Genomic DNA, 15,772 nt, shown 5'->3' with positions numbered 1-15,772 from the left:
CATTACGGACTTTCACCGATTAGTACGTGCCCATGCTGGGCACACAATAAAAAAATATTCAATAAACTATTGAATACTTTTTTAGTAAATAACTGTTTAATATATAACTATTTAAAAAGTTTAATTATAAATTCCGAACCTTTATTTAATTCACTTTTCACTAAAATTTCTCCCTCATGAGCATTTATTATACCTTGCGCTATAGTGAGTCCAACACCAATTCCACCAGTCTGTTTATTTCTAGATTTATCTACTCTATAAAATCTTTCAAATATATTATTTATATCATCCTTTGGAATTCCACGCCCTGTATCCTCAAAAGATATATTTACACTCTCTGAATCTTCATATATACTTATATATACTTCTCCGCCTATATCAGTATACTTAATTGCATTAGATAAAAGATTTATTACAACTTGTGAAAATTGATTTTTATCTACTTCTATAATTATATCTTTAAGGTCACTCTTAATCGTAATTTGTTTTTTTAAAGCTTTGCTTTCATAATTATATATTATACTTTGTATAAGTTCTTTTAAATTTACTTCTACTTTATTTAATATAACTTTTTCACTATCAAATTTTGAAAGCTTTCTCAATTCTCCTACTAAGTTTCCCAATCTAGTCACTTCTTCACGAATACTTATAAGTCTATCTTGTGTCGGCTCCCAAATACCATCTATTAATGTATCTAAGTGCCCTTGAATACTTGTAATAGGTGTTCTTAACTCATGTGCTATATCCGTAGTTAATCTTTTTCTTAAAATCTCTTGATTATTTAATTTAACTGACAAATTATTTATAGCAAATATAAGATCATCTACTTCTTTTATATTACTTTTATAATCTAAACTGCTTTTATATTTTCCAGTTCCTATTACCTTTGCCATTTTAGATACTTTCTCCATAGAATTAGATAATATTTTTGATATTAATATTGATATTAATATTATGCTACCAATTGAAATTACACTTGTTATACTCATAAACTTGTTAATTATACTTAAAAACTCCATGTCATTTTCCATATAATAAACTGATTCATAGTGAATTATTTTTTCATATCCTACTATGTTTTTATTTTCATCATATACATTTATCTTATAATCCTTTAAATTACTATTCCAATTTTCCTCTATGCTCATCATATTTTCTCTAATGCTCTTTAATGTTTCATTAGATAATACTTGTTCATCCTTAAAAACACTCCACACTGAAGTATCATCATAACTGTATATTTCTAATGCAATTCCTTTCTTTATAGCATCTTCTCCTAGCTGTTTAATTAATTCTACATCCCAATTACTATCTTTATATATATTTTCCAAGTCAAAAACTAAATGTTCAACTTCTGTTTTATTGCTATCATCAACATATTTGCCAAACTCTGTTTGAAATGTTTTTTTAACGAACATTGATATTGTAAAAATGGTTAAAGTCATAATTATAGTAAATGATATTAAAATTATATTTCTTAGTGATATACTTTTAATCTTGTAATTCAAATCTATATCCAACCCCATAAATAGTTTTAATTATCTTGCAATTTTTTGAATCAAATTCAATTTTTTGCCTTAGATTTTTTATATGACTGTCAATTACTCTATCCATTTTTTCACAATATCCTTCTATTACATTTTCCAAAAGTTCTTCTCTACTATATATTTTTTGAGGATTTGATGCCATTAGTAATAATATTTTGTATTCTGTATTGGTTAATATTATCTTTTTCCCTCTTACAGTAACCTCATGTGACGATGTATTTATTTCTATTCCTTGTTTAAATTTTATAATATCTTTAATATCTATTTTTCCACTTCTCTTTAAAATAGATTTTACCCTAAATACAAGTTCTTTAACATTAAAAGGCTTGCATAAATAATCATCACATCCTAGTTTAAATCCACCTAATCTGTCTTCTTCATCTATTTTAGCAGTTAACATTATTATGGGTACATCAGATTTATTTCTAATATGATTGCACACTTCTTCTCCACTTATATCAGGTAACATTCTATCTAAAATTACAAGATCATATTTATTTAAATCAAAGTATTTTATTGCAGTGCATCCGTCATTAGCTTCATCAGTTACAAAGCCTTCTTTATCTAAATATGCTTTTACAAATTCACATATCTTTTTTTCATCATCTACAAGCAATATATTAATCATAGTATAATTCTCCTCTAAACTTATTTAAAAACATAGAAAACTCTATATTCCTAAAAATAATTTTGCTAAGGTAAAATAAATCATAAGAGCACATGTATCTACAACAGTTGTTATTAATGGACTTGCCATTATTGCGGGATCAAGCTTTAACTTCTTTGCTATTATAGGTAATACTCCACCGATAACTTTAGCAATTATTACTGTAAAGAACAAACTTCCACAGACAGTTAATGAAATCATTAAACTAGTCTTTTCTAAAAAATATATTCTTGCAAAATTTACACTTGAAAGTGCAAATGCAACTATAATACTTACTTCAAACTCTTTAAGTATTACTTTTCCATAATCTTTAATACTTATATCACCTAACGCTAACCCTCTAATTATTAAAGTAGATGATTGTGAGCCTGCATTTCCACCAGTATCCATAAGCATAGGAATAAAGGCTGCAAGTATTACAACTGATTGAAGTACATCTTCAAAGTTTTTTATTATAGATCCAGTTAATGTTGCAGAAATCATTAAAACTAAAAGCCAAACAATTCTATGCTTTGCAAGCTTTATAGCAGGAGTTTTTAAATATGGTTCTTCATTAGGTTCCATAGCTGCCATCTTTTGAAAATCTTCTGTGTTCTCTTGCTCAATAATATCAATAATATCATCAACTGTAATTATTCCAACTAGTCTATCTTCTTTATCAACTACAGGCATACAAGTTAAATCATATTCTTTAAACATTAATGCCACTTTTTCTTGATCTTCTATAGTTTTAGTATAAACTATATTTTTATCCATTATATCTTTGATTTTTGTGTCTTCAGAATTTAAAATTAGATCTTTCAAAAATAAAGTTCCTTGTAATCTTCTATCATTATCAATTACAAAACAAGTTTCTACAACCTCTTTACTGTTGCTTTTATATCTTACATTGTTTATGGCTTCTTTAACAGTCATATCAGCTTTTAAATCCAAAAATTCAATTGTCATTATTGCACCTGCTGAGGATTCATCATATCTTAAAAATTGATTTATAAGTTCTCTCTTTTCTGCAGATGTATTTTTTAAAACTCTTTTTACTATAGATGCTGGTAATTCTTCTATGAAATCTACTGTGTCATCTAAAAACAATTTTTCTACTATATCTTTTATTTCATTATCTTTTATAGATTGAATTAGTTTTCTTTGTATTTCTTTATCAAGATATGAAAATACTTCTACTGATTTGTCTTTAGGTAGAATTCTAAAAACTATAACTAACTTACTATCTTTTAGTTCTGACATTATTTTAGCTATATCTACTGAATTCATATCTTTAAAGTGGCTTCTTAGTTCTTGTAATTTATTTTCATTAATCAATGCTTTCATTTCTTTATTCATGATATTTCCTCCTTATATATAGAGTTCATATCATTTAACATAATCTTATAATTCAGTGTATATAATAAATTTAAATATACATACTAAATCACAAGTATTACTTAACATAACAACATTACTTAAAATTTACATATTATATTCTAAGTCTGTGATATATATGAACTCTTTTATAAAAATTTACTTTTGTAATTAATAACTGCTGTATAGGATCACCGTCCATATAAAATCGCTTCCTTATCTATTATTTCAAATTTATTATATAAGATACTTGTGTAGAAAATATGGAGATATAAAAAAATCGCTAAGGGACTTTGGAGTGTCTATTTTTTTAGCCATGCACCTTTTCCAAACGCAGTACAGGAATAATAGTGCGGCATATGATTATTTTTTTATTCTTTAGGGTTCATTTCTTAACCTTTAACTAAATTTATATTTGAGTTATCCAGAAACTTTCAAGAATATAAATTTCTAAAGAATAAAAATAACTACCTATAAAGTGACCTTAAATTAAGTTCATTTTATAGATAGATACTTATACTATTATACTATTTAGTTATACATTTACTGTGTTAATTTCTTTTCTAAATTTTTTAATTGCTTTCTTTGAGCCTCTTTTTAAATCTTTGTCTAATTTTCTTTCTTTAAAGCTTACAAACAATTGATTCAAATCATAGTCTTTTGGATACAATTCTTCTGCTGTAAATTCTAACTTTAATCTTTTAAAATTTACTTCTACAAATTCATTATTTAAAAATACAACTACATTATTAAATCTATCTTTTCTTTTATAAACTACTGCACTAACCTTTTTATCTAATAATAAAACTTTATCACCTATTTTATAGTCATACTCATTAATTATATTTTCATATTCCAAGTTTTCATTTTCAGTTTTATTTTTTAATAATTTTCTTGAATCTATAATCTCATAATTATATTCTTTACTCTTAAAATACCTTTTGCTTCTATCAAGTATATCATCATCAATGCCCATTTTTTTAGCAATATATAAGGCATTACTTTCTCCACTTTTTCCTATATTAAGCCTATACACTGGTTCTAAAGTATCTTTTTTAAATTCCATTGCAGCATTTTCAAAATGTGGATGATTGTAAGAAAAATTTTTAATTTCACCATAATGAGTGGATGCTACTGTTATACATCCTTTTTTATAAAACTCTTCTAATATTGCAATAGCTAATGCTGCACCTTCATTAGGTTCTGTTCCACTTCCTATTTCATCAAATAAAAGCAATGTATTTTTAGTGCTTTCTCTTAAAATTCTTGATAAATTACCAACATGTGATGAAAATGTACTTAATGAATTTTCAATGCTTTGATCATCACCAATATCAACAAATATATTATCAAACACAGCCATTTCAGAGTTTTCATTTGAACTTATATGAAATCCACTTTGAATTGCCATTGTAAGAATTCCAACTGTTTTTAATACTACTGTTTTTCCTCCAGCATTAGGCCCTGTAATTATTAAACTTCTATATTCTTCTCCTATTTTCAAATTTAAAGGTATTGAATTTTTTATTAATGGGTATCTTCCATCTATTATATTAATGAAACCGTGATTATTTAATTTAGGTTTAACCCCTTTAATATCCTTACTATATTTTGCTTTAGCTAATATCATGTCATATTCAGATATAACTTCAACATTAACTTTTAATTCTCTAATTCTTGAAAAAATCATTTCTGTTAAAGTTGCTAGTATCTTATATTCTTCAATACTTTCTTCACCTCTTAAAGAAGCTAATTCTACTGTATATTTAGATATTAGATTTGGCTCCATAAACACCGTATTTCCTTTTGATGATACTTCAACAATACTACCATTAACTTGATTTTTATATGAAGCTTTTATTGGAACAGTGTATCTTCCATTTCTTTGACTTACAAAAGCTTCTTGCAAATATTCTCGATTAGATGGACTTTTTATAAATTTTTCAAGCTTTTCATTTATCTTTCCTTCACATAAGTTAATATGTTTTCTTATTTTTTTTAATTCTTTTGTTGCATTAGAATCAATTGCAGTACCTTTAATTGATATTGAAATTTCCTCTTCTATATATTTAAGTTCAGTTATATTTTCACCATAGCTACTTAACGTAGGAGCATATCCTTCTTTGTCTTTAATAAATAATTTTACTTTTCTACATCCTCTTAAAAAATCACCAATAGTTATTAATTCTGAAGGTTCAAGCACTGCCCCTTTTTCCATTTTATTTAATAATGGATTTATATCAAATATTCCTTCAAGAGGCATATGATAAGATGCGTCTATAAGTCTTCTTCCTTCTGAAGTTTCATTTAACATTCTGTTTACTTGCTTTAAATTCTTACCTGGCATAAGTTTATCTATTAAGCTTTTTCCTAAATTACTTACACAATATGATTTTACAATTTCTTTTAAATTTTCATAATTTAATTTTTCTAGTGTTATATTATTCATTCTTTTCGTTCCTCTTCTTAAAATTCAAGCCACGAAAATCTATATAGATTTCAAGATTTAAATTATCTTGTTTTAGTAATATTTATTGTTTTTAAACCTATAAATATAATTACAAAATAAATAAAGCCGTGGATATTTCCACGGCTAAAAATCAACATTAATAAAGATATAATTATTTATATCTTTATTAATAAAGTTATTTCGTGACTCGTAGTATATCTATAATAATTAATTTTTCCATCAGCAAACAAAGGTTTTATACCCCATTTTTTGATGAATATTAAATTAGTTATAATTAAATACTTACGACACTCACAAAAATACCTTCCTTTTTCTGAAATCTATATATTTTTATAGTATTTTAAAACTTATAGTTTGTCAATAATATTTTTTAATAATAACCTTTTAATATTACTTTACCCAAAGTATTTATATAGATTAAATATATCTATTTTTCTTATAGTATCTACCCTAACATCTGCTTTCGATAAATCTTGATTGCCTGAATTTATATTATCAAAGCCTATACAGTTCATTTCAGCACTTTTAGCAGCTTGTACCCCATTATGAGAATCTTCAACTACTATACAATTTTCTGGACTTACACCTAACTTTTTGCTTACTTCTATGTAAACATCAGGATATGGTTTACTTCTTTCAACTTCTTCACCACTTACTATACAATCAAAGCAATCTTGTAACTTAAACTTATCTATAACAGCCTCTATTAAACTTCTAGGAGAAGATGATCCTATTGCTGCTTTTATATTATTTTTTCTTAAAGCATTTAATAATTCTCTAATTCCACTTATAGGGTCTAGTGACTCTTCTTTTACTTTTTTAATAATAAGTTTAGATTTATACTCCATAAGCTCACTAACAGATTTTTTTATGCCATATCTTTCTTTTAATTTTGTAAAAATATATTCATTTGTAGCTCCTGCATATAATGCTAATTCCCCTTTAGATATATTTATCCCTAAGGTATTCATAATTTCTCCATGCACCTGACGATGTATTGGTTCACTATCTATTATTACACCGTCCATATCAAATATAAATGCTCTCACAACTTAACACACCCTTTATTATATTTATTTCATCAATTATAACACAATTGGAAATTTATACCTATTTGTATTTCAAAATCACTCTTATTTATCTGCCTCAAGCACTCTTAATTGCTAATTTTCACTTCTTATCTTATGATTTAGACTTTATTGTATTTTAAGTAAAATATTATAATCATTCACATAAAAATAAGGACTGTTTTTAATAATTGATTTATTAAAGCAATCCTTATTTTTCATTATTATACATTCTTAAAAACTCATACTATACTTTCATAATTAAATACCTTGCAATTATATTCCTTGTTGCAAACAAGTCTTTAAATCATCATCTGGTTCACTTATTAATTGTAAATTGAATGTATCAACTAAATATTGAATTACATTAGGACTAAAGAACGCTGGCAATGTTGGACCAACAAATATTCCTTTTATACCTAATGAAAGTAATGCTAAAAGGTCAGCAACTGCTTTTTGTTCATACCAAGATAAAATTATTGAAAGTGGTAATCCATTTACCTCTGTATCAAAAGCATCTGCAAGTGCTGTTGCAATTCTAACTGCTGAATATGCATCGTTACATTGACCAACATCCAATAATCTTGGAAGTCCTGCGACTTCTCCAAAATCCAGCTTATTAAATCTATATTTTCCACATGCAAGAGTAAGAATTATACAATCTTTTGGAACCTTCTCTGCAAATTCCGTATAATAATTTCTTCCTGGTCTTGCCCCATCACATCCTCCAATTAAGAAGAAGTGTCTAACTTTCCCCTCCTTAACTGCATTTACTATTGTTTCTGCATTACTTAAAGCTGCATGATGACCAAAACCTACTAATATTTCATGTGGTTCTTCTGACTCTTTAAATCCTCCAAGTTCTAATGCCTTTTCTATTATCTCTGTAAAATCTTTGTAGCCATCCTTCTCTGCCTTTATATACTTTACTCCATCCCATCCAACTACACTTGTAGTAAATATTCTATCCTTATATGTTTCCCTAGGTCTCATAAGACAATTTGTAGTCATAAGAATACATCCTGGAATGCCATCGAATTCCTTTTGTTGATCTTGCCAAGCTCCACCATAATTACCAACAAGATGTTTATATTTCTTAAGTCCTGGATATCCATGACTAGGTATCATTTCCCCATGAGTATATATATTAATTCCTTTTCCCTCTGTTTGTTTAAGTAGCATCTCCAAATCTCTTAAATCGTGACCAGAAACAATGATAAATGGGCCTTTCTTAATATGTACATTAACCTTATGTGGAGTTGGATTTTTATAAGTTTCAGTATTAGCTTCATCTAATTTCTTCATAACTGCTACACTCATATCACCAGTTCTCATAGTCATTCTAATTAGTTCTTCAACACTTAAATTATCATTTGTTGTACACTCTAGTCCTCTAAAATAAAAATTATCCACTTGATCATCATAATATCCTAAAAATCTAGCTTGATGACCATAAGCACTTATACCTTTTAATCCATAAATAATTGTTTGTCTAAGTGATCTTACATCTGCATCTATAGTTTGATCAAACATAATTCCAGCTTTCTTAGAATCTTTCAGCATTTCTTCTTTAGTATCACTTAAATTATAAGTTGCTTGTTCTGGATATTCTTTGTTATCTTCAGCTTTTTCTCTCAAATTTTCTTTAATTTTTTGAGATTCTCTAAGCATTTCAACATGGACTTCTGCATCAAAGTTAACATTAGTAAGAGTTGTAAACAATGAATTTTCTACAAAACTAACAATACTCTTATCTATGGTTTCACCTTTTTCTATAAGCTCATTAGCATAAATACTTATTCCTTTACATTGATATATAAGTAAGTCTTGAAGATTAGCCACTTCAGGCGTTTTACCACATACACCTAATTTAGTACAACCCCTTCCCCCTGCTGTTTGTTCACATTGATAGCAAAACATTGGATTTTCTTCCATAAATATCACTCCTATTAAAATTAATATATCTTAATTGTTTCACTTAATATGAATTAATATGCACTATTTCTATTTATAAAAAAATCTTCAACAATACTTAAATAAGCATCATTGAAGATTTTATAATCTTTATATCTTAAATTTTCTTTATAAAAATATAGCTCCTAACACTAAAATTACTTAGAACTCTATTACATCAGCTATTATACCTTGTTCTTTCATCTCTTCTATTGCACCTTTATATTCTTGTATTTCTGGTGCAACTTTAGCTGCTTCTTCATAACAATATAAAGCTTTTTTCTCATCATCAAAATGATGATAACAAGCTGCTAATTTATTAAGTAATAGATGATTATTTTTATTTATGCTAAGTGACATCTTATAATACTTAATAGCTAATTTATAGTTTAAGCTAAATTTATCGTTTTCGTTAAACTCTAAAATATTTTCTCTATTCATGTATATGTTTCCTATACATTCATAAACAGTATACATTAATGAACTGTATTTATTCTTTTCATCCTCTGTGAATTCTTGTTCTCCTTTTCTAAAGAACTCTAACGCCTTGTCACTATCATTTAATTCTGCATAACAAAATCCTATATGAATAAGGCTTAATGAATCTTTGCTAAGGTCGTAATACTCTTCAAAAGTTTTAATAGCTTTATTAAAGTTTTTTGAGTATCTATAAATAAGACCTTTTATAAATAAAGCATAGTAATTTTTAGAATCAAATTCTAATGCTTTAGTTACAAAATATAATGATTTTTGAAACTTTCCTTTTTTCAAATCACTCATAGCAATATTATTTAGAACTAATGAAAGCTCCGCTTCTGTTTTTATAGTTCCGCCTGTTATATTTATATTGTTTTCTTTTAAAAAATTATCTATTTTATCCTTTAAGTTTTCTTTCATTTCATCTACACCTACTTTGGTATTTAATTTTTAATTACATTTTAACATAAAAGTGAAATTTTTAGTAAATATATTATAAATAAAAGAAAATGAATAATGTTTTACTTTTTAGTAAAACTATACTTGGAGGTGTTCTTATGGTAAATCTAAGTATGAAAGAACGAATATTATTGCAAGATGAAAAAAGTCATGAAGAATTATGTGTGGAAAAATACAATAAATATTCTGATAAAGCTTGTGATGTAGAATTAAAAAACTTATTTGCAACATTAGCTCAAAATGAGCAACAACATCTAAACTCTATTAATCAAATGTTAAGTGGAAGTGTTCCAAGTGTTGGTCAAGGTCAACAAGCTAATCAAAGTCAAAGCAGCCAACAAAATCAATCTACTAGTCAAAATCAAAATTCTATGCAAAATATGAATAGTGCTACTACTTCTCAATTAACTCAAAATGATCTTAATAGCGATAAAATGTTATGTCAAGATTCATTATCTACTGAAAAATATGTATCTTCTACCTATAATACAACTATATTTGAATTTAAAGATAAAAATATGAGGCAAGTATTAAATCATATTCAAAAAGAAGAACAAGAACATGGTGAACAAATATATAACTATATGAGTCAACATGGAATGTACAATTAATTAAAAGCAAGGCATAAATAAAATCATAAAAAAATGGATTCAAGTAATTTGAATCCATTTTTTAATTTATCTTTTCTACTTCCATTATACTATTTTGTTCATGTTCAATTTCTTTTAAAGCCTCAATACATATAATATAATACTTATGTTCATATTTCTCTTTATTAATCATTATTTTTGTATGTATATTTGAAAAGGACTTTACTACTGAAAAAATAAATGCAAGCAATATGGCTAATGTCATAATCGGTCTGTTAGAGTACTGTGTAGAAATTCCTCCTAAAAAAGCAGCTAAAGCCATTATAAGTGCATTTAAATAATAATTTCCTATGTCACTCCTATAAGATATAAATCTCTCATTTAAATATGCTTTCTCTAAATCTATGTCCAAATTTTCATTTTTTAAATAATCACTCTTTACTCTTTCATACATTCGCCTAATATCTTTATCACTATCTTTATATTTAATATAATCTAAATGTATGTTACCAAATGGTCTATTTCCAATTGCATGTTTTCCTCTCATCTCATCACCTCCTATATATAACACTTTTACTATATTATGTATTATTTTTGCAAAAAAATAAAGAGTAAATTTAAAAATCACCCTTTATTAAGTATAAAACTATTCTCCATATTTTTCACTATATTTAACCTGTACTTTTATGTTAGGATGTTTCTCACAAAACTGATTTATTACATAATAACAACTTGGACACGGTTCAAATTTAGTATATAAAATAAGCTTACCTTCATTCTTCAGAACCTTTGACTCTATTTTTCTATGTATATCTTCTAATATTTTCTTTTCACTATCATTAACTCTGTTATAACCTATACCTAAATTGCCTAACTTATTAACCTTACTGCTTCTAAAAATCGCCTTTTCTACTGGAATTACCTTGCAATAACCATCTATATCATTGCTTCCACTTATTGCTCTAAACTCTTTATTGTCGTATGTTGCTACTGCTATATTTATTGAATCTTGCAAAGCCTCACTTTGATTTATTTTAAAAATTGATTTTTCCTCTTCATCAACTTTTACATATTTATGTACATTATTTATTAGACGTTGAATTCTTGGTATGTTATTATTTAAATAATCATGGTATTCTACAGACCCATTTTTTGCAGAAATATATCCATGATTTATATTTTTAGGAACATCTATAGATATTGTTTTTATTTTAGATTTAACATTATATATTTCTTCAACATTTTGATTTTTAATAACGATCATTTTTTTTAGCAGCTCAATATCCTTGGCATAAAGATACTTCTTACTTATTTCTTTTTCTAAATTTTCTAATTTCTCTTTATCCTCTTCGTTTATTATTCCGCATATATTTTCTTTTAATTCTTCTATTACTTTTACAATATGTTCAACATCATCCTGCACACTAGGATTTCTTTCATATTCAATTCTATGTATATTTATCTTTTTCATTTTACTTATTTTTCTGCATAACTTATTATGTTCATTTTCAAATAACATAGTTTTCTTTATATAATCAATTAAGTCCTTAATATCATATACTTTATATGTAATTTCAGGATCATTAAGATTTTCATATAATTTTTCTATTATAATTTTATTTACTGCAAAAACACTTGCAAATTCGTTTTTAAAGCGTTCCTCATTAAAACCATTTATCTTATATCCTTCTCTTTTTAATGCTTCTTTAAATTCAGTTAAATCATTTATTTTAATACGATTTCTTTTTGTCTTCTTTAATAAAGTATTTTCTTGTATTTCTTCTTCAATACTTCTCATATTACATCTTAAAGAATTAAAAGGTTCTTTTCTCCGCACAATAGTTCCTCCAAATTAACATTTTTAATCCATAATCCTCATCTTATTGCTAAGTTTATAGAGAACATGCTAACTTCTATTATACATTTTATTTTATAGTATGCAATTTTTATAAATTAATAATGTATAATATAAATTTACATATTATATTCTTTTATAAAATTAAAAGATTTAGAAATTCATATCTAAAAATAAAAAAAATAATCAATCTAAGTTGATATTATTTGTTTATCAACTTAGATTGATATTTTATATCCTTAATAAGGATAATATGGATATGGTGGTTGAATAATGTATGGATACTGTAATAAAGATATTGCTGCTAAAGCTGAAAATGGAAATGATCGATGTCTGAAACGTCTAAATCTCATTGGACGTCTATGACCATGAAATTGTCTTTCTTGTGAGCATTTTTCTGTATCTTCCTTTTCTATTACATCTTCTCCAATCAGTACGCTAATTCCATCAACATCCACTTTTACTATAATTCCGTCAAGCATACTTTCGTCTGTCATTGTTATCATGATATGATAGTTTAAGTACTCTTTGCATTTATCCTGTAAGCTTCGAAAGCTTTCAAAATTTCTATAACAATCCTCTTTTTCAAAATCTTTATAATACTCTTTTTCAAAATTCATATTTAACATCTCCCTTCAGATATTATAATATTCATTTAAGAATTATTGGTGCAATAATATCTAATATTAAGATAATTAATTTATAATGTATAATATATTTGTAGATATAAATTTTATTTTTGTAAATTTAAATTTTTATTAATTAATTAGCATCTTTATTCCCTTGTTTATAGCCTGTATATTTTTTTATAAAAATCGTTATTTTCTTATTATAGATTTTATACCATTATTCCCTTCTACGTGCTCAAATTCAGGATTTACTTCATTTACAAAAGCTTTAATCCATAAATCTCTTAAATAGTAAAAATAATTTACATCACCTTTTTCGTTATCCCATATATTCTTATGTACACAAATTCTTCTAGTCCATTCCACGCAATTTTCATTACTATTTATAATTTCATTTACTCTATCGCATGGCATTCCGTCTAAAATATAATCATTAACTTTATTAAATATATCTTCTGCACTATTTAAGATAATTTCCTCTTCTTTCACTTCATGAGCTGCCTTAACTCCTTGATTTATATAAACTTGTTCTAACTTTTCTTTTACTTCATCATTATTATCTATTAATATAGTGGTCCAAGCCGCTATTTTTCCTTCTGATGAATGTATTTTTTCTTGCAACCAAACATGAATATTGCTTGTATCTATGATTTCTTCAAGAGGTTTATTAGGTATTTTAGTTCCATACTTACCTTCAATTTCTTTTTTTAATTGTAAAACATCTAAGCCCTCATCTTTAGCAATTTTAATTATTTCATCCTCTAATCCTTCAAACCATAAAATTTTATTAAATAACCAAAAATGAATTTTCCCTAAAAATAAACTCATATATCTCTTCCTCCAATATTAAATAATTTATTATATTCAGTATAATATCCCATTTAGTACTTTCAATATGTAACTTTACTTTATATAGCATATTGTTTTTTATTTCAACAGATATCATATTTCTTAGATTCAATATATCATTTATAAATAACACTGTACGTAACAATTGTTACTCATATAAAAACAATTTTATAAAATTAATATTTTTTATTATTTATATATAAATTGCTCTGCTTGATTTAAAACCATTTGCTCTATATAGGTTAAACCTAGTTTTCACATTAAAACTTAATTATATATATAAAACATTACTGATATATAAATATAATAAAAAGGACTCTATTTCTAGAGTCCTAATTAATTTTATAAATTAATATTTATTTTTACATTACCCTTCCAGGCAATACTGCATCTAAAATTCCAATAACTACAGATGCTAATAATGCTCCAACCATAGATACTCTCATATTTGGAACTACAAATTGTGCTAAATATATTATTAATGCAGCAATTATAAATCCCTTTACACCTTTTCCAATAGGTGATGCATCAACTCCCATAAACATTTCTACTACATAGTCTGATACAGTTATTACAACTGCAGCTAATAAAAATGACCATAGTCCATTGATAGTAAATCCTGGTGTTAAAAATGATGTTATTGCTAAAATTATTGCAACTAATGCTAATCTTGTTAACCAATTCAAAGCACTATTACTACTTGAAGTTTTTCTTTTATGTTCCATAAATATTCCTCCTTATAATCATAATTTGCTTCACATATATTATGCCCATGTAATAAAAATAATATTAAGATAAAAATATTCCATCTTAACAATATAATGTCTAAAGTATAATCTTAAGATTTCAGTTATACAGAGTATTTATGATATAAAAGAGTATTGAGAATTTATGATAGGTAAAAGTTAATGGCATGCTTAAATTGAGATTAATGAGTTCTGCATTAAAACTTATTGGCAAAAATTAAATGTATTTTTTAATTAAACCATTAATTAATGAATGATTCAAAAGAAACTCAATATAAAATATTATAAGAAAAAAATACTCTATAGATATGTTTTAATATCTATAGGGTAACACTTATAATTTTACATCTCTTTATTACAATCATTCAATAAAGAAAAATCAATATATGTATAGTCATTGATGTTATTATCCATAATTTTTTTATTTAAATTAATCCAACTTTTGCATTTATCAAGAATAATTGCATCACTTGTTATGACATTATCTAAAGTTTCCAATATTGAATCAACATTGTTAATATTTTCAACTTGCAAATCAAAATTAAATTTACTCAATAATTCTAATATCTTCTCCTTTAGTTTTCCGGAGTTAGATACTGGTGCATCTAAATAAAAAATAACTTTTCTCACTTTATTTTTTTCTAACATTTCTCCAATTAGCGTAATTGCTGTTTCAGTTTTATCTATTATACGATATGTGCCTCTCAATCCTGCTAAATCTCTAATTGTTTCATCCATGCATTTCAATAAAGATGAATTAGATAAAGCAACTTCTAATGTGATTATGCTATTAAATCCATCTATATTTACAATTTTACCATCTAAATTATCTTTAATTTCTTTAGCTTTTCTGATTAAAATTCTATTTTTTGAAGAAACAGATCTTACTAATGCTAATCTTTGTCGTTCAGATAATAAATAATGATTTCCTATAAACACAGAGGCGCTTTTTATATTATATCCTTGATTTAAAAGATAATATAAATCCTGTCCAGCCTTATGTAATTTTAAAAGTGATTTTTCATTAAATTCTTTTTCATCAGTATCTACATATCCTCTTTTAACAACTTTACTCATATATTAATATCCCCTTATTCTTATATCTTT

At 25.7% G+C, this 15,772-nt stretch carries 14 protein-coding genes; 1 reads left to right on the top strand and 13 read right to left on the bottom strand.

What is annotated here, in order from left to right; genetic code table 11:
- Nucleotides 1-107: 107 nt before the first annotated feature.
- The 7 genes from RYM86_RS11205 to RYM86_RS11175 all read right to left on the bottom strand — a co-directional run bounded on the left by RYM86_RS11205 (nucleotide 108) and on the right by RYM86_RS11175 (nucleotide 9,957).
- Nucleotides 108-1,508 (bottom strand): HAMP domain-containing sensor histidine kinase, encoded by a 1,401-nt coding sequence (locus RYM86_RS11205; RefSeq protein ID WP_315080525.1) that lies wholly within the window; start codon nucleotides 1,506-1,508, stop codon nucleotides 108-110.
- A complete protein-coding gene (locus RYM86_RS11200; protein WP_315080524.1) occupies nucleotides 1,492-2,175 on the bottom strand; it encodes a response regulator transcription factor in 684 nt (227 codons plus the stop codon). Before RYM86_RS11200 ends, RYM86_RS11205 begins: the two co-directional genes overlap by 17 nt.
- Before the next feature lie 42 nt (nucleotides 2,176-2,217).
- Nucleotides 2,218-3,552 (bottom strand): magnesium transporter, encoded by a 1,335-nt coding sequence (mgtE, locus tag RYM86_RS11195; protein ID WP_315080522.1) that lies wholly within the window; start codon nucleotides 3,550-3,552, stop codon nucleotides 2,218-2,220.
- Between the two features lie 553 nt (nucleotides 3,553-4,105).
- A complete protein-coding gene (locus RYM86_RS11190; protein ID WP_315080520.1) occupies nucleotides 4,106-6,019 on the bottom strand; it encodes an endonuclease MutS2 in 1,914 nt (637 codons plus the stop codon).
- A 416-nt stretch (nucleotides 6,020-6,435) separates the two neighbouring features.
- Entirely contained in the window at nucleotides 6,436-7,089 is a 654-nt protein-coding gene (locus RYM86_RS11185) for an HAD family hydrolase (protein WP_315080519.1), read from the bottom strand.
- Nucleotides 7,090-7,383: 294 nt separating this feature from the next.
- Nucleotides 7,384-9,042 carry a hydroxylamine reductase gene (gene hcp / locus RYM86_RS11180; RefSeq protein WP_315080518.1) on the bottom strand — a complete coding sequence of 553 codons (1,659 nt, stop codon included), beginning with the start codon at nucleotides 9,040-9,042 and terminating at the stop codon, nucleotides 7,384-7,386.
- Nucleotides 9,043-9,222: 180 nt separating this feature from the next.
- Nucleotides 9,223-9,957, bottom strand: a complete 735-nt coding sequence (locus RYM86_RS11175; RefSeq protein WP_315080517.1) for a tetratricopeptide repeat protein — start codon at nucleotides 9,955-9,957, stop codon at nucleotides 9,223-9,225.
- A 137-nt stretch (nucleotides 9,958-10,094) separates the two neighbouring features.
- Between RYM86_RS11175 and RYM86_RS11170 the strand changes: the two genes are divergently transcribed.
- Nucleotides 10,095-10,607, top strand: a complete 513-nt coding sequence (locus tag RYM86_RS11170; RefSeq protein ID WP_315080515.1) for a spore coat protein — start codon at nucleotides 10,095-10,097, stop codon at nucleotides 10,605-10,607.
- 61 nt (nucleotides 10,608-10,668) lie between these two features.
- Here the strand turns inward: RYM86_RS11170 and RYM86_RS11165 are convergent, their stop codons facing one another.
- The 6 genes from RYM86_RS11165 to RYM86_RS11140 form a co-directional block, all read right to left on the bottom strand.
- Complete coding sequence (locus RYM86_RS11165) at nucleotides 10,669-11,133, bottom strand: hypothetical protein (protein ID WP_315080513.1); 465 nt, start codon at nucleotides 11,131-11,133, stop codon at nucleotides 10,669-10,671.
- A gap of 99 nt (nucleotides 11,134-11,232) precedes the next feature.
- The gene (locus tag RYM86_RS11160) at nucleotides 11,233-12,384 is read right to left on the bottom strand and encodes a deaminase domain-containing protein (protein ID WP_399547659.1); all 1,152 of its coding nucleotides are present in this window, start codon (nucleotides 12,382-12,384) and stop codon (nucleotides 11,233-11,235) included.
- A 296-nt stretch (nucleotides 12,385-12,680) separates the two neighbouring features.
- Nucleotides 12,681-13,061: a hypothetical protein gene (locus RYM86_RS11155; protein ID WP_315080511.1), complete on the bottom strand. Its 381-nt coding sequence runs from the start codon at nucleotides 13,059-13,061 to the stop codon at nucleotides 12,681-12,683.
- A gap of 198 nt (nucleotides 13,062-13,259) precedes the next feature.
- Entirely contained in the window at nucleotides 13,260-13,898 is a 639-nt protein-coding gene (locus RYM86_RS11150; RefSeq protein WP_315080509.1) for a hypothetical protein, read from the bottom strand.
- Between the two features lie 383 nt (nucleotides 13,899-14,281).
- On the bottom strand, nucleotides 14,282-14,644 hold the full coding sequence (locus RYM86_RS11145; protein WP_315080508.1) for a phage holin family protein: 363 nt from the start codon (nucleotides 14,642-14,644) through the stop codon (nucleotides 14,282-14,284).
- 363 nt (nucleotides 14,645-15,007) lie between these two features.
- Nucleotides 15,008-15,742 (bottom strand): DUF434 domain-containing protein, encoded by a 735-nt coding sequence (locus tag RYM86_RS11140; RefSeq protein ID WP_315080507.1) that lies wholly within the window; start codon nucleotides 15,740-15,742, stop codon nucleotides 15,008-15,010.
- Between the last annotated feature and the right edge of the window lie 30 nt (nucleotides 15,743-15,772).

This window comes from uncultured Clostridium sp. (assembly GCF_963527835.1).
Lineage (GTDB): Bacteria > Bacillota > Clostridia > Clostridiales > Clostridiaceae > Clostridium.
This window is presented reverse-complemented; position numbering and strand designations above follow the sequence as displayed.